The organism is Arthrobacter sp. 05T442 (assembly GCF_056395945.1).
The window spans coordinates 526,197-542,163 of sequence record NZ_JBFTKM010000001.1 but is presented as its reverse complement, the minus strand read 5'-3'; the positions used below and the strand labels follow the sequence as shown (position 1 = coordinate 542,163).

Annotated in this window: 12 protein-coding genes; 3 read left to right on the top strand and 9 right to left on the bottom strand. The window is 66.9% G+C overall.

Translation table 11 applies throughout. The annotated features are described in order from the left end of the window. Positions 1 to 111 precede the first annotated feature (111 nt). The 3 genes from AC1DES_RS02550 to AC1DES_RS02540 form a co-directional block, all read right to left on the bottom strand. Positions 112 to 600, bottom strand: a complete 489-nt coding sequence (locus tag AC1DES_RS02550; RefSeq protein ID WP_476894089.1) for a PTS sugar transporter subunit IIA — start codon at positions 598 to 600, stop codon at positions 112 to 114. Between the two features lie 90 nt (positions 601 to 690). After that, positions 691 to 2,442 carry a glycerol-3-phosphate dehydrogenase/oxidase gene (locus AC1DES_RS02545; protein WP_476894088.1) on the bottom strand — a complete coding sequence of 584 codons (1,752 nt, stop codon included), beginning with the start codon at positions 2,440 to 2,442 and terminating at the stop codon, positions 691 to 693. Positions 2,443 to 2,516: 74 nt separating this feature from the next. Then, positions 2,517 to 3,653, bottom strand: coding sequence for a GuaB3 family IMP dehydrogenase-related protein (locus AC1DES_RS02540; RefSeq protein ID WP_476894087.1), 1,137 nt, complete (start codon positions 3,651 to 3,653; stop codon positions 2,517 to 2,519). A gap of 110 nt (positions 3,654 to 3,763) precedes the next feature. Here AC1DES_RS02540 and AC1DES_RS02535 point away from each other — a divergent pair, with 110 nt between their 5' ends. Next, positions 3,764 to 4,393, top strand: coding sequence for a hypothetical protein (locus tag AC1DES_RS02535; RefSeq protein WP_476894086.1), 630 nt, complete (start codon positions 3,764 to 3,766; stop codon positions 4,391 to 4,393). Between the two features lie 9 nt (positions 4,394 to 4,402). Here AC1DES_RS02535 and AC1DES_RS02530 read toward each other — a convergent pair whose 3' ends face one another. The 3 genes from AC1DES_RS02530 to AC1DES_RS02520 all read right to left on the bottom strand — a co-directional run bounded on the left by AC1DES_RS02530 (position 4,403) and on the right by AC1DES_RS02520 (position 10,140). Further along, positions 4,403 to 6,244 carry an ABC transporter ATP-binding protein gene (locus AC1DES_RS02530; RefSeq protein ID WP_476894085.1) on the bottom strand — a complete coding sequence of 614 codons (1,842 nt, stop codon included), beginning with the start codon at positions 6,242 to 6,244 and terminating at the stop codon, positions 4,403 to 4,405. Between the two features lie 109 nt (positions 6,245 to 6,353). Continuing rightward, a complete protein-coding gene (gene guaB, locus AC1DES_RS02525) occupies positions 6,354 to 7,865 on the bottom strand; it encodes an IMP dehydrogenase (protein WP_476894084.1) in 1,512 nt (503 codons plus the stop codon). A 205-nt stretch (positions 7,866 to 8,070) separates the two neighbouring features. After that, positions 8,071 to 10,140: an acyltransferase family protein gene (locus tag AC1DES_RS02520; RefSeq protein ID WP_476894083.1), complete on the bottom strand. Its 2,070-nt coding sequence runs from the start codon at positions 10,138 to 10,140 to the stop codon at positions 8,071 to 8,073. A 194-nt stretch (positions 10,141 to 10,334) separates the two neighbouring features. On the opposite strand from AC1DES_RS02520, the gene AC1DES_RS02515 reads away from it, so the two are divergent. Further along, a complete protein-coding gene (locus AC1DES_RS02515) occupies positions 10,335 to 11,303 on the top strand; it encodes a DUF389 domain-containing protein (protein WP_476894082.1) in 969 nt (322 codons plus the stop codon). Positions 11,304 to 11,592: 289 nt separating this feature from the next. On the opposite strand, the gene groL is transcribed toward AC1DES_RS02515, so the two are convergent. From groL to AC1DES_RS02500, 3 genes are all read right to left on the bottom strand, one after another. Next, positions 11,593 to 13,203 (bottom strand): chaperonin GroEL, encoded by a 1,611-nt coding sequence (gene groL, locus AC1DES_RS02510; protein ID WP_476894081.1) that lies wholly within the window; start codon positions 13,201 to 13,203, stop codon positions 11,593 to 11,595. 77 nt (positions 13,204 to 13,280) lie between these two features. Further along, positions 13,281 to 13,577, bottom strand: a complete 297-nt coding sequence (gene groES, locus AC1DES_RS02505) for a co-chaperone GroES (protein ID WP_018773735.1) — start codon at positions 13,575 to 13,577, stop codon at positions 13,281 to 13,283. A 642-nt stretch (positions 13,578 to 14,219) separates the two neighbouring features. Continuing rightward, positions 14,220 to 14,639: a hypothetical protein gene (locus AC1DES_RS02500; protein ID WP_476894080.1), complete on the bottom strand. Its 420-nt coding sequence runs from the start codon at positions 14,637 to 14,639 to the stop codon at positions 14,220 to 14,222. A gap of 66 nt (positions 14,640 to 14,705) precedes the next feature. Here AC1DES_RS02500 and AC1DES_RS02495 point away from each other — a divergent pair, with 66 nt between their 5' ends. Further along, on the top strand, positions 14,706 to 15,956 hold the full coding sequence (locus tag AC1DES_RS02495; RefSeq protein ID WP_476894079.1) for a class I SAM-dependent methyltransferase: 1,251 nt from the start codon (positions 14,706 to 14,708) through the stop codon (positions 15,954 to 15,956). Positions 15,957 to 15,967 lie beyond the last annotated feature (11 nt).

Sequence of the window (15,967 nt, the reverse complement as noted above, 5' to 3'; positions counted from 1 at the left end):
AGCCGGGTCCCTGCGTGGCGACGAAGTCGACACGAAAGGGCCTGCCCCAGAGTGGGGCAGCCGGGTCCCTGCGTGGCGACGAAGTCGACACGAAAGGGCCTGCCCCAATCTCTAGTGGTCGAAGAACACCAGGGACGAATTGATGAGTTCAGCGATCACTTCGGGGTCGTAGGCACGGCGCAGCGACTCGCGGAACGATTCCTTCGACAGCGAACGCGCCAGCGTGGCCAGCACCTCGAGGTGGTCGGAGAAAGAGCTCGCCGGCGTCGCGATGAGCAGGATCACGGTTGCCGGGCCGTCCGTCGCGCCGAAGTCCAGTGCCCTGCCGTACTTTGTGATGCCCACCGCGATGGTTGTCTGCGAGACAAGCTCGCTGCGGGCGTGGGGCAGGCCAACGCCGCCGGGCAGGCCTGTGGCCAGTTGGTGCTCGCGGGCGTTGACCTGCTTGAGAAAGCCCTCGAGGTCGGAAATGCGGCCGGCAGCGTACATCCGCTCCGCGAGCTGTGACGTGGCGTCCAGCTTGTCGGTGGCATCCAGTTCGAGGATCACCATCTCGGGAGTGGTGAGCTCGGCGTCATAGCGGTCCAGTGGTTCCGCCAAGAGGTGTCCCTTCGAAGTGGCGTCAGTGCACGCCGTCCGGCAGTCCAGTGACTAGCGTCTATGTTCAGCACTGCCGGCCGGCGCTGACGGTCAGCGCAAGGGGACGATGTCCTCCACGCCCAGCCGTGCTGCGTCGGCGGACTCATCGTCCGGCTGCTGCTGGCTTAGGCGCTCGGCGTCGACCCGGGCCAGGTAGTGCTTGATTTCGCTCTCGCGCTGCGCATCGCTCCAGCCGAGAACATCCCCCATTAGTTTAGCGACTACGGGAGCGGCCGACACACCACGGTCCCACGCCTCGATCGAGATCCGGGTTCGGCGGGTCAGCACGTCCTGCACATGGCGGGCGCCTTCATGTGTGGCCGCGTACACGGCCTCGGCCGCCAGGTAGTCATCGGCCCCCGGCAACGGCTCCGCGAGTTCCGGGCTGCCGGCAATGAGCGCCAGCACCTCGGGGGCCATGGCGCCGTAGCGGTTGAGCAGGTGCTCGATCCGGGCCACGTGGACGCCGGTCTCTTCCGCCATCCGGTTCCGCTTGTTCCAGGCGGCCTTGAAGCCGCTGGCCCCCAGCAGCGGAATGGATTCGGTGCAGCTGGGCGGGACGCGCTCATCCATGCTGCGGGTGGCCTCGTCCACAGCGTCCTTGGCCATGACCCGGTAGGTCGTCCATTTGCCGCCGGCCACCACCACGAGCCCGGGTACGGGGTGGGCCACCACGTGCTCGCGGGAGAGCTTGGCAGTCGAATCGCTTTCCCCGGCGAGGAGCGGACGCAGCCCGGCATAGACGCCTTCGACGTCTTCGCGGGTGAGCGGGCGCTTGAGGACGTGGTTGACGTGTTCGAGGATGTAGTCGATGTCCTTGCTGGACGCGGCGGGATGGGCCTTGTCGAGGTGCCAGTCGGTATCCGTAGTCCCGATGATCCAGTGCCGGCCCCATGGGATCACGAACAGCACGGACTTCTCTGTCCGCAGGATCAGCCCGACGGTCGACTGGACGCGGTCACGGGGCACCACCAGGTGGATGCCCTTGGACGCGCGCACCTTAAGCTGGCCGCGATCGGTCACCATGGCCTGGGTCTCGTCGGTCCAGACCCCCGTGGCGTTGATGACCTGCTTGGCCCGGATGCTGAAGCTGGAGCCGTCCTCGTGGTTGACCACCTTGGCCCCGACGACGCGTTCGCCTTCCCGGAGGAAGGCAACGACTGACATCTGGTTCACGGCGTGGGCGCCGTAGAACGCCGCGGTGCGGACGAGGTTCGCCACGTACTTGGCGTCGTCGACCTGGCCGTCGTAGTACCTGATCGACCCCACGAAGGCATCGTCCTTCAGGCTCGGCGCGGCGCGCAGGGTCCCCCGCCGGCTCAGGTGCTTGTGGAACGGCACGCCGCGGCTGTGCCCGCCGGTGATGGACATAGCGTCATACAAGGCGATCCCGGCGCCGACGTACGGCCGCTCCAGGAAGGGTTTAGTCAGCGGGTACAGGAACGGGACCGGCCGGGCAAGGTGCGGGGCAAGCACCGACAGAATGAGTCCGCGCTCGTGCAGGGCCTCCTTGACGAGGGCGAAGTCAAGCATCTCAAGGTAACGGAGGCCGCCGTGAATGAGTTTGGAGGACCGCGACGACGTTCCGGCGGCCCAGTCGTTTGCCTCGACGATGCCCACGCTCAACCCGCGCGTGATGGCGTCCAGGGCGGCGCCCGTACCGACGATGCCTCCGCCCACGATCAGGATGTCGAGTTCCTTGCCCGGGTCCGTGGTGCCTTTCAGAACAGCGATTGAAGCTTCGCGCTCCGCGGGCCCCAGGGCACCACTGGCCACGGGAGAACCGCCGGGAAAACTGTTCATGTCACGCCTCCATCCGGATCAAACCTCGTAGGGCACCAGACTACTTCCAAGTCCCCCGGATGGGCAGGGGTGTATCAGTTGCCGGCGTAGGGAGAGACGACGACGTCGACCCGCTGGAATTCCTTCAGATCCGAGTAGCCGGTGGTGGCCATCGAACGGCGCAGCGCACCGATCAGGTTGGAGGTGCCGTTGGTGTGGTGGCCCGGGCCGAACAGAACCTCCTCCAGTGGGCCGACCGTGCCGACGTTGGCCCGGTCGCCGCGGGGAAGTTCGAGGTGGTGCGCTTCCTGGCCCCAGTGCCAGCCCTTGCCGGGCGCTTCCTCGGCACGGGCAAGGGCGCTGCCCAGCATGACGGCGTCGGCGCCCATGGCGATGGCCTTGACGATGTCGCCGGAGGATCCCATCCCGCCGTCGGCGATTACGTGCACGTACCGGCCGCCGGACTCGTCCATGTAGTCACGCCGGGCCGCGGCCACGTCGGAAATGGCGGAGGCCATCGGCGAGTGGATGCCGAGGGCACGGCGCGTGGTGGTGGTGGCGCCGCCGCCGAAGCCGACCAGGACGCCGGCCGCGCCGGTGCGCATCAGGTGCAGTGCCGGGGTGTAGCCGGCGGCGCCGCCGACAATCACGGGGACATCGAGTTCGTAGATGAACTGCTTGAGGTTCAGCGGCTCATGGTCCTTGGAGACGTGCTCGGCCGAGACCGTGGTTCCGCGGATCACGAAGATATCGACGCCGGCCGCCACCACGGTCTTGTAGTGCTCCTGGGTCCGCTGCGGGGTCAGGGAGCCGGCGACGGTGACGCCGGCGGCGCGGATCTCGGCCAGGCGGGAGGTGATCAGCTCCGGCAGGATAGGCGCCTGGTACAGCTCCTGCATCCGGCGGGTCACGGCGGGGCTGTTGGTCTCGTCGGCCAGGGCCGCGATCTCATCGAGCACGGACTGCGGGTCCTCGTAGCGGGTCCAGAGACCTTCGAGGTCGAGCACGCCGAGTCCGCCGAGGCGGCCCAGGGCGATGACGGTCTCCGGCGACATGGCCGAATCCATCGGTGCCGCGATGACGGGCATGTCGAACTTGTAGGCGTCGATCTGCCAGGAGACGGATACGTCCTTGGGGTCACGTGTGCGTCGGTTGGGGACGATCGCAATGTCATCCAGGGAGTAGGCACGACGCCCACGCTTGCCACGGCCAATCTCAATCTCGTAAGTCACTGCTCTAGGTTATCCCAGCTGACGGACCTGCCGGGGGTGGGCCGCCGCCGGCACCGCCGCGGCGGACCGGCGCGGCGGACCGGCGCGGCGGTCATCAGTAGAGTGGCGGCATGGACCAACGATGGATCTTCGACGGCCACATCGCCGGGATCGGGACCGAATCCGGCCTGCGCGCAGTGGTGGGCCTCTGGCAGCTTTCCCCGTTCGGGCCATTCGCTGACGCCATGCTGCAGCTGCCCTCCGGCCACCGGATCCTGCTCGCCCCGACGGCTGAAATCGCCGGGTTCATCGCGGACGTCTACACCTTTGACGAGGCCCGGGTCGTGGACGTCGCGGCGTCACGCAACGCGAACGAGCTCAGGGTGGACGCCGGCCCGCTCCGGATCCGGGCCGACGTCGGCGTGCGGACCCGGCTGGGCAACATAGTGCGGCTGGTCCCCCGGCCGGTGGCCGTGCATCCGCAGTGGCTGCGGGCCATCAGCCCGATCGCTGCGCTCCTCAGCCCCGGGGCGCGAACAGCCGGCACCGCCAAGGGCGGCCGGCAGGAATATTACGGTGTGACCGACCTGCACCGCATTACCGCTGCCAGGGTCAGTTGGGACGGCGCCGACGCCGGGCCCCTGGCCGCCGTTCGGCCCGCCGTCGGGTTCGGCTTCAGCAGTGTGCCGCAGGAGCCCACCCTGTCGCGGGTACGCACGACCGTGGTTGAGCAGGCTGCCGGCGGGCCGGCTCCGGCATAACCGGCCTCCTCAAATCCCTTCGGCCTCGTCCACGGCGAGCTGGGACTCGAACATCCGGAAGTAGCGGCCGCGCAGGGCCACGAGTTCCTTGTGGGTGCCCTGTTCCACGATCCGTCCGCCTTCCAGCATGTAGACAATGTCCGCCTTCTCGATCGTGGCCAGCCGGTGGCTGATGGCGATGAGGGTGCTGCTGCGGTCGGCGAAGAGCCGGGTGAAGATCCGGTGCTCGGCGAGGGCGTCGATGGCGGAGGTGGGCTCGTCCATGACCATGAACGAGGCGTTCCGGTAGAAGTTGCGGGCCATCGCGAGCCGCTGCCACTGGCCGCCGGAGAGCCCGCTCCCCTTCCGTCCGCGCGGATCCTCCATCCAGTTGCTGACGTGGTTGTCCAGGCCATTGGGCAGCTTGTTGATGAACTCGAGGGCTTCGGCGTCAGCAGCGGCGCGACGGATCCTGGCGTCGTCGTGCGGCGCGTCGACGTCGCCGAAGATGATGTTCTCGGCGGCGGTGGCGAACTCGTACTTGAGGAACTCCTGGCTGAGCACCGCCAGATGGCGGTGCCAGGACGTGACGTCGACGGCGGCGAGGTCGACGCCGTCGAGCAGCACCTGCCCTGAGTCCGGCCGGTAGAGCCCGGCGAGGATCCGGATGAGGGTGGACTTGCCGGCGCCGTTCTCCCCCACGATGGCGATGTGCTGGCCTTCGTGGATGGTCATGGAGATGCCCCTGATGACTTCCAGCTCGCTGCCCGTGTAGGTGAAGCGGATGTCCCGCAGTTCCACGGTCCGGGGCGACTGCAGCAGCGGCGGCGCGTGCTCTGCATGGACCGGCAACGCCATGAACAGTTCATAGTCTTTGAGGTTGGCCAGGTCCTCGTCGATGGAGCTGAGGGAGGAGACCAGGTTGTTGGCGGTGGACAGCGCGCGGCTGACGATCTGCTGGACGTAAAGGAACTGCCCCACCGGCTGGGCCCGTGCGATGATCTGCCCGACCACCCAGATCAGCGACACCACTTCCGCGCCGTACTGCAGGGCATCGGCCGCGAGTTGCTTGGGGATATAGCGTTTCTGGAAGTCCAGCCGGCGCTTTTCGTCCGCGTCCCGGAGCCGGGACCGCAATCCCATCAGGTACGCGACGATCCCGTAGAGCCGCATCTCGGCGATGTGCTGGGGGCGCAGCAGGTTGGTCTCGATCATGCGCCGCTGCCGGCGGGAATCCACCTGGGTGTTCCAGTGCGCGATCTGCTCGCGGGAGAGTCTGAACTGCAGGTACACGCTGGGCACGATCGCGACCAGGACGATCACCGCGATCCACCAGCTGACCAGCAGCAGCGCCCCGATGGCGAGGAGCACCGAGACCAGCTGCGTGAAGATCGCCGCAATGCGGTCCAGGACACGGGCATACGAGTCCGAGAACCGCTTGGCACGGTCGTAGAGGTCGATCGTTTCCTTGTCGTCGTAGCGCCAGAACTCGAGGGCCAGGAAGCGCTCGTACATGAGGTCGCCCACGATCGCGCCGACCCGGAAGCTCATGAGCTGCTGGATGTAGCGGTCCACGCTGCTGAAGGCGCCCCAGAACAGCCCCAGCGCGGCGGTGACGACCACGTAGATGATCGCCTGCTGGCCCGCTGTGGCGTTGCCTGAGTACGCCGCTGCGAGCGACGTCGTGGTCAGGGACGCGTAGTAGGTGGTGACCAGAGGCAGCAGCGCCGAAATCAGCGAACCCGCAACCTTCATGGCGACGGCGGCGGGTGAGGCCCGGAAGCTGACTCGCAGCACTTGCGCCACGGCCCGGGCGTAGGGCCTCAGCGCAAGCTTGCGCTTCGGCTCACGTGCGGGCAGGAGTTCGGACATGCTTCCAGCCTAGGACACCGGCCTGCCCGACTGACTCGCAGCAGGAGCCGTTATGGGGGTCCAAAACGGCCCCTGCTGCGAGTTACTTGGGTGAACCGCACTGTGCGGTTTAGCGCGAACCGTAGTTCGGTGCCTCCACCGTCATCTGGATGTCATGCGGGTGTGATTCCTTGAGCCCCGCAGGGGTGATGCGGACGAACTTGCCGCGGGCCTTGAGCTCCGGAATTGTCGGGGCCCCCGTGTAGAACATGGTTTGGCGGAGGCCGCCGACCAGCTGGTACGCCACCGAGGCCAGCGGACCACGGTAGGCCACCCGGCCTTCGATGCCTTCCGGGATGAGCTTGTCATCGCCCGAGACGTCGGCCTGGAAGTAGCGGTCCTTGGAGTAGGAGGTGTTCTTGCCGCGCGTCTGCATCGCACCGAGGGAACCCATGCCGCGGTAGAGCTTGAACTGCTTGCCGTTGACGAAGATCAGGTCGCCCGGGGACTCGTCGCAGCCCGCCAGCAGGGAACCGAGCATCACGGTGTCGGCGCCGGCAACGAGCGCCTTGCCGATGTCGCCCGAGTACTGCAGGCCGCCGTCGGCGATCAGCGGCACGCCTGCCGGGATGGCCGCTTTGGCGGACTCGTAGATCGCCGTGATCTGCGGGACGCCGACGCCGGCAACGACGCGGGTGGTGCAGATCGAGCCGGGACCGACGCCGACCTTGATGCCGTCGGCGCCGGCGTCGATCAGGGCCTGGGCGCCTTCGCGGGTGGCGGCCTGGCCGCCGATGATGTCCACGTGGGCGGCGACGGGATCGGACTTGAGCCGGCGGATCATGTCCAGGACCCCTTGGGAGTGGCCGTTGGCGGTGTCGACGAAGAGGGCATCCACGCCGGCGTCGATCAATGCCATGGCGCGCTCCCAGCCGTCGCCGAAGAAGCCGATGGCCGCGCCGACGCGCAGCCGGCCCGCGTCGTCCTTGGTGGCGAGCGGGTACTGCTCGGCCTTGGTGAAGTCCTTGGTGGTGATGAGGCCCTTGAGCCGGCCCTGCTCGTCAACGAGCGGGAGCTTCTCGATCTTGTTGGTCGCGAGCTTGTGGGAGGCTTCCTCGCGGCTGATGCCGACGTGGCCCGTGACGAGCGGCATCTTGGTCATGACGTCGCTGACCAGGCGCAGGGGGAAGTCAGCCTCCGGCACGAAGCGGGTGTCGCGGTTGGTGACGATGCCCAGCAGCCGCATGCCTTCGTCCACGACCGGCAGGCCGGACACGCGGTAGTGCGAGCAGATCTCGTCGAGCTCCGCCAGCGTCGCCTCCGGGCCGATGGTCAGCGGGTTCGTGATCATGCCCGATTCGCTGCGCTTGACCCGGTCGACCTGATCGGCCTGGTCGGCGATGGAGAGGTTGCGGTGCACGACGCCGAGGCCGCCCTGGCGGGCCATGGCAATCGCCATCCGGGACTCGGTCACAGTGTCCATGGCGGCGGACAGCAGCGGCGTGTTCACCGTGATGCGCTTGGAAATCCGGGAGGAGGTGTCAGCCTCGGAGGGGATGACGTCGGTGTGCCCCGGCAGGAGCAGGACGTCGTCGTACGTCAGGCCGATGAAGCCGAAGGGATCGTGTTCGGGCTGGGTCATGAGTGCGCCTCTTACCTTGGGTTACGGGGTTTCACGGGTAGGGGTTGCAGCAGATGACCAGCCAGTCATTACGGGTCTGGTCCGTGCAGGTTATTCGTGCACTTTCGTGCAGAAGGGTTGAGTAAATACTAGAACCTTGGCGGCGATCGCCATATTCCGCTCCGGTATTGTGAGCTATCGCATGGAAGATGGCGTCCAGTGGGGGTCATTTCCAGCCGGTGGACGCGAGCAGCCGCTGCTCAAACATCGGAATCATGGTCTGGACGTACGTCTTGGTCAGGTGGTTGTCATCCTTGTAGACGTACACGTTGCCGACGACGGCGGGGCATGTTCCCCCGGCGCAGATGAAATCGCTCATGTCCATCAGGTGCAGCCCGGGCACCTTGTCCCGGTAGGCATCCAGCGGGGAGGATCCGGCCAGCGAGTCCTGGAGCGGCACGTTGCACTGCGGTGCGGCCGGGCCGTTCTTCTGGACGCATTCGGGCATGTTGATGCTGAAGCGCGGGTTGTCGCGGATGCCGACCACTTCCATGCCGGCGTCGGTGAAGGCCTTGATGCCCTCGAGGTACTGGGGCACTTCGGTTTCGTAAGGTGCGTCCTTATGTGTCAGGGAGGCCACGGTGAATACAGCGTCCGGGTGGTGGTCCAGGACGTACCGGGCGCTGGCCTTGTTGAATGCGTTGCAGTCCGCGTCACGTTCGGGCGACGCCCCGCCGAAGCGGCAATTGCCCTTCAGGAGCGTGACAACTTCCCAGCCGTGGCTCCTGGCGATGGGGCCGAGCGCCGCCATGTACTGCTGGGCGTGCGAGTCGCCCACCACCACGATCCGTTTCGTGACGGTGTCCGGCCTGCTGTTCTGCAGGCAGCCCTGCAGCAACGGGTCGCTCGGGACGTTGTCCCCGGTGCACAGCCCGTCGATGTCCGCCCATTCGTTCTTCATCGCGGCGGGGGCAGGAATGATCTTCGCCTCCGGCGTGGGCTTCCCGGCATTCTCCGGCGCCAGGGCCGCGGCTCCCGGGGTCAGCTCCTTGGGCTGCGACGCGGCTGCGGCCTCATCGGCAACGATCCGGCTTTGCCACAGGGCGACAGGACCTGCCAGCAGGGCGCCGCATGCAACGATCACGACGGCGGTGCGCCAGCTGCGGCCTTCCGGCCAGTGCCATTCGCGCAGCGGCTTCTCCACGTAGCGGGTGGTGAGCACGGCCAGCACGATGGACGCGGCCACGATGGCCAGACCCTGCGCCAGGTTCGGCGACGTGATGCCTGCTCCGGCGAGGGCCAGGACCAGCAGCGGCCAGTGCCAGAGGTAGAGCGCGTACGAGTTGTCCCCCAGGGCCACGAGCGGCTTCCACGTCAGGAAGCGGTCGACGCCGAAACGGCTGCCGGTGTGTCCCGCGACGATGATTGCCGCCGCTGCCAGCGTGGGCCACAACGCAACGAACCCGGGGAAGGAGCGGTCCACCGTCAGCAGCAACCCGCAAGAGAGCATGGCAGCCAGCCCCGCCCATCCCAGCAGCACCCGCAAGGTCCTGCCGGGCCTCAGGTAGGGCAGTGCCAGGGCCAGCAGGGAGCCAAGGGCGAATTCCCAGAGCCGGGCACGGGTGTCGAAGTAGGCGACCGCCTGGTTGCTGGCCGTCTGGTCGATTGAGTACACCAGCGACGCGACGAAGATGGCGCCGAAGGTCACGGCCAGCAAGGCCCGGTAGTCCAGATTCGTCCAGCGCCGGAGCAGTCGGCGCAGCAACGCGGCGCCGGCAAACACGAGCGGCCACAGCACGAAGACCTGCCCCTGGATGGACAGGGACCAGAAGTGCTGGAGGGGGCTGGCGCCGGAATGGTCCTGCGCGTAGTAGTCGACGGCGCTGTCGGCCAGGAGCCAGTTCTGCCGGTACAGCAGGGAGGCCCAGGCCTGGTCGAGGACATCGGGCCAGCGGCTTTGCGGAAGGATGGCCCACGTGCCGACGAGGACGCCGAGGACCACCACAACGACGGCGGGCAGGAGTCGCTTGAGCAGGTGCAGCCAGTGGCCCAACAGCCGCAGCGGCTTGCCGCTTTCGACCTTGCGGGTGAAGCTGAGGGTCATCAGGAAGGCCGAGATCAGCAGGAAGATGTCCACGCCGCCGGAGACCCGGCCAAGCCACACGTGGTAGGTGACCACCATGAGGACGGCGAGGGCGCGGAGACCCTGCACCTCGGGGCGGTAGGTGGCTTTTCGGCTCGCCCGGGAACCGTGGTCCGCTGCGGGCAGCGCGGCTACGGTTCGCTCGTTCGACACAGAAAATCCTTCGGGCCGGTTTCCAAAACGTCAATGTTACCGAACCGTAATTTGCTTTGCCAGTCGAACGGCCGCTACGGACGCCGGCAACGGGTGCCGCCGTCGGCCTTGTCGGGGGCGGAACCGAGGGCGGGGTGCCGCCGTCGGCCTTGGGCCGTGCGGATAGTCTGATATGAATCGGAGGAGGCCCCATCGTGATCGTGCAGCTGCGTATTTGTGTCCCGGATGACCTGTCCGGCGTGGTCGTTGAGAGTTGTTCCGGGGAGCTGGGAGTCGCGGAAGTGGCCCTTCACGCGGGCGCCTCGGTGATGCCGCCCGGCGACGTGATCCTGGTCCTGCTTGCGCGGGAATCGGTGGAGCGGCTGGTGGAGAAGCTGCACGTCCTCAACGTCCAGGAGCGGGGATCGATTGCGGTCAATATGCCGGAGCTGGTGCTCTCGGACCGGGCGGACCGGGCTGAGGCTGCCGCCCCGGGGGAAGGCGCAGACGCCGTGATCTGGGACGAGGTGTCGCGGCAGAGCGGCGAGGACTCACGCTTGACGTGGAGCTACCTGGCCTTCCTGGTCCTGGCCACGCAGCTGGCAGCCATCGGCATCGTCACGGACTCGACCATCGCCATCGTTGGAGCCATGGCAGTTGGCCCCGAGTTCGGTCCGCTGGCGGCCCTGGCCGTTGCGCTGGTCAGGCGCCAGGCGAAGCTCGGACGCGAAGCAGCACTGGCCCTCGGCGTCGGCTTTCCCGTCGCGATGCTGGCCGCGGCCCTGACCGCGTGGTTGTCGGTCCCGCTTGGGCTGTTCCCTGCCGACGCGCTGGAGCGGGGTTCGGCGGTCGAATTCATCTACCACCCCGGCCCCTACTCCCTGATTGTGGCGGTCCTGGCCGGGACTGCGGGAATGCTGTCGGTGATCGGCCGGCGCTCCGCGGCGCTGATCGGGGTCTTCATCTCGGTGACCACCGTCCCGGCGGCCGGATACGTGGCCGTGGCGCTGGTCCTGGGCGAGTACCAAAAGGCCGCGGGCTCGGCACTCCAGCTGTTCCTGAACCTGCTGGGAATCGTGGTGTCCGCTGTTGCGGTGCTGCTCTTCTACCGGCTCGTCACGAAACGCCTACCCCGGGACGCCGCCTTGCGGCTGCGGCAGAAGGCTGCACGCACGCGGCGCTGACCCCGGCCCGGCCGGTAGCGGCCGGCACTGGCCCCAACCCCGAACGTTTATGGCCAGCCCGTCGCGGGGGCCACAGCTCACCTATTGAGCCACGCAAAGCTTTGAGTTTCCGGGGAGTGCGGCGCGCAGAGGGATCCCCCGCCGGCAGAATCGCGGCGCACGCGCGGCGCACGAAAGGGACGCCCGCGGCACACGCGCTTCACACGAAAGGGACGCCCCGGCGAGAAGAACTGCTTCCCGAAGGTTGGAGCAATTCAGATGCCGGGACGTCCCCTGCGCTGGGCCGAACTTAGTGCTTGTGGCCCGCGTGCTCGTCCTCGTCAGCCGGCTTCTCCACCACGAGCGTTTCCGTGGTGAGAACCAGTGCCGCGATGGAGGCAGCGTTGCGGAGGGCCGCACGCGTCACCTTCACGGGGTCGATCACGCCGGCCGCGATGAGGTCCTCGTAGACGCCGGACTTGGCGTTGAAGCCCTGGTTCACGGCGGACTCGGCGACCTTGGCAACGACGACGTAGCCGTCGAAACCGGCGTTCTGGGCGATCCAGCGCAGCGGCTGGGTCAACGCACGGCGGACGATGCCGACGGCAGCAGCCGCGTCACCTTCGAGGGCCTGAACGGCCGGATCCTCGTCGAGGGCCTTCAGAGCGTGGATGAGGGCGGAACCGCCGCCGGCCACGATGCCTTCTTCGAGGGCCGCACGGGTTGAGGACACGGCGTCCTCGATGCGGTGCTTCTTTTCCTTGAGCTCGACCTCGGTGGCAGCGCCGACCTTGATCACGCCGATGCCGCCGGCCAGCTTGGCCAGGCGTTCCTGCAGCTTTTCCTTGTCCCAGTCCGAGTCGGTGCGGGTCAGCTCGGCGCGCAGCTGCGCAACCCGGGCTGCGACGTCCTCGGCAGAACCGGCGCCGTCGACGATGGTGGTGTTGTCCTTCGTGACGGTGATGCGCCGGGCGGTACCCAGCACCTCAAGGCCGACCGTGTCCAGGCTCAGGCCCAGTTCCGGAGAGACAACCTGCGCACCGGTGAGGGTGGCGATGTCCTGCAGCATTGCCTTGCGGCGGTCACCGAAGCCCGGCGCCTTGACGGCAACGACGTTCAGGGTGCCGCGGATGCGGTTGACGATCAGTGTGGACAGGGCCTCGCCCTCGACGTCCTCGGCAATGATGAAGAGCGGCTTGGAGCTCTGCAGCGCCTTCTCCAGCAGCGGCAGGAAATCCTGCACAGAGGAGATCTTGCCCTGGTTGATCAGGATCAGGGCGTCTTCGAGTACTGCTTCCTGGCGTTCCGCGTCGGTGACGAAGTACGGGGACAGGTAGCCCTTGTCGAACTGCATGCCCTCGGTGAGAACCAGTTCGGTCTGCGTGGTGGAGGACTCCTCGATGGTGATCACACCATCCTTGCCTACCTTGCCGAAGGCTTCGGCCAGGAGCTCGCCGACCTCGTCGCTCTGCGCGGAGATGGAGGCCACGTTGGCAACCTGCGTGCCTTCAACCGGGCGGGCGTTTTCGAGCAGTCGGGCGGCGACGGCCTCGACGGAGACCTCGATGCCACGCTTGATCTCGCCCGGGGCGGCGCCAGCCGCAACGTTGCGCAGGCCTTCCTTGACCAGTGCCTGAGCCAGCACCGTGGCGGTGGTGGTGCCGTCGCCGGCAACATCGTTGGTCTTGGTGGCGACCTCCTTGGCCAGCTGTGCGCCAAGGTTCTCGTACGGGTCGTCCAGTTCGATTTCACGGGCGATGGTCACACCATCGTTGGTGATCGTGGGGGCACCCCACTTCTTGTCCAGCACGACGTTGCGGCCGCGCGGGCCCAGCGTCACCTTGACCGTGTTGGCGAGCTTATCGATGCCGGCTTCAAGCGACCGGCGGGCAGCGTCGTTAAACGCGAGCTGCTTTGCCATGGTTTTGTCCTTTCAAGACAGAACCCCGCGCAACTGACCCGTCAAACGAGGGATCGGCGGCGCGGGGTCCAAGAGAGTTACTTTACGACGATCGCCAGAACGTCGCGGGCGGAGAGCACGAGGTACTCGGTGCCGCCGGTCTTGACTTCGGTTCCACCGTACTTGGAGTAAATGACGACGTCGCCAACGGCCACGTCAATGGGAACGCGGTTGCCGTTGTCGTCAAAGCGGCCGGGGCCTACTGCAACAACTTCGCCTTCCTGCGGCTTCTCCTGCGCGGAGTCCGGGATAACCAGGCCGGAAGCCGTGGTCTGCTCGGCTTCGAGCGGGCGGACAACAATACGATCCTCAAGAGGCTTAATAGAGACCGACACTCGGACCTCTCCTTTTCGTCAGCAAATTTGTGGACTATGAAGCGGTGGTGCCCTGGCGTGCAGACCGTCGTCGCGGTGCCGGCAGCGCGCCGGGCAAGTGGCGCTTCATGTATTAGCACCCTCCCAGGGAGAGTGCTAATGACGACTCTATGTAAGTAGTTAGCACTCGGTCAAGGCGAGTGCCAGAAATTCGTCCCCGGTGAACACTTCCCCCAGCGGGACATGCCCATTGTTCGTTGCGGCCGGTGGACACGCGGGCATCATGCTCGCTGCCCGCGCCGAGCGATGGACATGCCCAACAAATCCGGGGGACATGCTCATTCCAGGCGCCAAACGAAAGACATGCCCAACGAATGCGGGCTGAACAAAGGGTTGTGCGACGGACCCAAGCTGATCAGAGGGACATGCCCATTGTTCGTTGCGGCCGGTGGACACGCGGGCATCATGCTCGCTGCCCGCGCCGAGCGGTGGACATGCCCAACAAGTGCGGCGGACATGCTCATTCCGGGCGCTGAACGAAGGACATGCCCACTCCAGGCGCTGCACGAAGGGCATGTCCAACAAGTCCGCGCTGCCCGGAGGGACATGCCCCTCGTCGAATACCAAGAATGAGCATGTCCGCCAGGCGCTGCCGGCGTCTGACTACTCCCCCGCGAGGTCCTCGAAGTCCACGTCTTCGCCGTCTTCTTCCTCGATGATGCGCCCCTGATCGTTCCGGTGCCGGTACAGCAGCAGGCCGCCCGCGGCGGCGAGCAGGAGGCCGACGACGAGGAAGATGACGCCGCCGAGCCGGGCCGCGGCATAGGTGTCGCGGATGGCACGCGCCTCGTCCGTGGCGTCCTTGACGTCCTTGCCGCCAACGGAATAGATGGTGGCGTTGAAGGAATCCAGGAAAAAGATGATCACCAGCAAGGCGATGCAGACGACCGCGATGATGCCGCCCGCTATCAGCGCCGGGCGGGCGTAACGGGCAAGCCCCTGATGGTTCCGGTGGTCCTCATCGGCGTCGTACTGCCCTGTGGTGACGTCAATGCCGCGCTCGTCCGCTCCGCTGTCTTCCATGCCGTCAAGCCTAGTCGTCCTGGCCCGGCGCATCGGGTGAACGGCGGCTGAACTACGCTAGATGGCATGGCTGACGCACCGCAGGAACAGATCGCCCCGCTCCTCAACCCCGAGGGCTGGGAGCTGCTGGCGTCGCTGGGCCCCTACCGCGAGGACGACGCCATCCGGCTCAACGCAGCGCTGCGGAAGGCCGGCCACTCCCCCGAACTCGTGTCGGCGGCGCTCACCCAGTCGAGGCTCCGGACCAAGGCCGAGGCCAAGTTCGGCGAGTTCGCCCGGCAGATGATCTTCACCCGGGCCGGCCTGGAGCAGGCAACCCGGCTCACTGTCGCGGCGCGGCACGCGCAACGGTTCGTCGAGGCCGGCATCGGCCACGTGGCGGATCTCGGCTGCGGGCTCGGCGCTGACGCCATGGCCCTGGCCTCCATGGACATCAAGGTGACCGCCGTGGAAATGGACGAGACGACAGCCGCCTGCGCCACGATGAACCTGATTCCGTTCCGGAACGCCACGGTCGTCCATGCAGATGCCATGTCCGTGCCGCTTGAGGGAATCGACGGCGTCTGGCTGGATCCGGCCCGCCGCACCACGTCGAGCTCCGGGACCAAGCGGCTGTGGGATCCGGAGGACTTCTCCCCGCCCTTGTCCTTCGTGGAGTCCCTGGCCGGTTCGGGGCTCGCCGTGGGCGTGAAGATGGGCCCGGGCATGCCGCACGACTCCGTGCCGGCGGATTGTGAAGCCCAGTGGGTCTCGGTGGGCGGCGACGTCACCGAGGTGGCACTGTGGTTCAACGCCGTGCGGAGGCCCGGCGTCCGCCGTGCAGCCCTCGTGCTCGGCCCGCAGGGCGCCGCCGAATTGACCAGCGGCGACGGATTCGACGGCGGCCCGGTGGCGCCCGTCGGCCCCGTCGAGGGGTATCTGTACGAGCCTGACGGCGCCGTCATCCGCGCCGGCCTCGTGGCCGACGTCGCACTCCAACTCGAGGGGCACCTCGTGGACGAGCACATCGCCTATATCTGCGCCCCGGAACTGCGCGACACTCCGTTTGCCCGTGCCTACAAGGTCCTGGAAGTCATGCCCTACAACGTCAAAGCGCTCAAGGCCTGGGTCAAGGACCACGGCATCGGCATACTCGACATCAAGAAACGCGGCACGGCGGTCACCCCGGAGGAGCTCCGCAAGCAGCTTCTCCCCGGCGGGAAAAACACATCCGGAAAGAACACAGCGACGAAAAACAAAGGCAAGAATTCAGCCACCCTGGTTCTCACCAGGATCGGCGAGGACCGGGTGGCCATTTCGGTGGAACCCGTCCAGTAGGGGCCCTGCAG

What these genes read in the sequence shown, in the direction of transcription:
- AC1DES_RS02495 (WP_476894079.1), top strand. Translation starts at nt 14,706, where the DNA reads ATGGCTGACGCACCGCAGGAACAGATCGCCCCGCTCCTCAACCCCGAG.
- groL (WP_476894081.1), bottom strand. Translation starts at nt 13,203, where the DNA reads ATGGCAAAGCAGCTCGCGTTTAACGACGCTGCCCGCCGGTCGCTTGAA.
- AC1DES_RS02535 (WP_476894086.1), top strand. Translation starts at nt 3,764, where the DNA reads ATGGACCAACGATGGATCTTCGACGGCCACATCGCCGGGATCGGGACC.
- AC1DES_RS02545 (WP_476894088.1), bottom strand. Translation starts at nt 2,442, where the DNA reads ATGAACAGTTTTCCCGGCGGTTCTCCCGTGGCCAGTGGTGCCCTGGGG.
- AC1DES_RS02500 (WP_476894080.1), bottom strand. Translation starts at nt 14,639, where the DNA reads ATGGAAGACAGCGGAGCGGACGAGCGCGGCATTGACGTCACCACAGGG.
- AC1DES_RS02530 (WP_476894085.1), bottom strand. Translation starts at nt 6,244, where the DNA reads ATGTCCGAACTCCTGCCCGCACGTGAGCCGAAGCGCAAGCTTGCGCTG.
- guaB (WP_476894084.1), bottom strand. Translation starts at nt 7,865, where the DNA reads ATGACCCAGCCCGAACACGATCCCTTCGGCTTCATCGGCCTGACGTAC.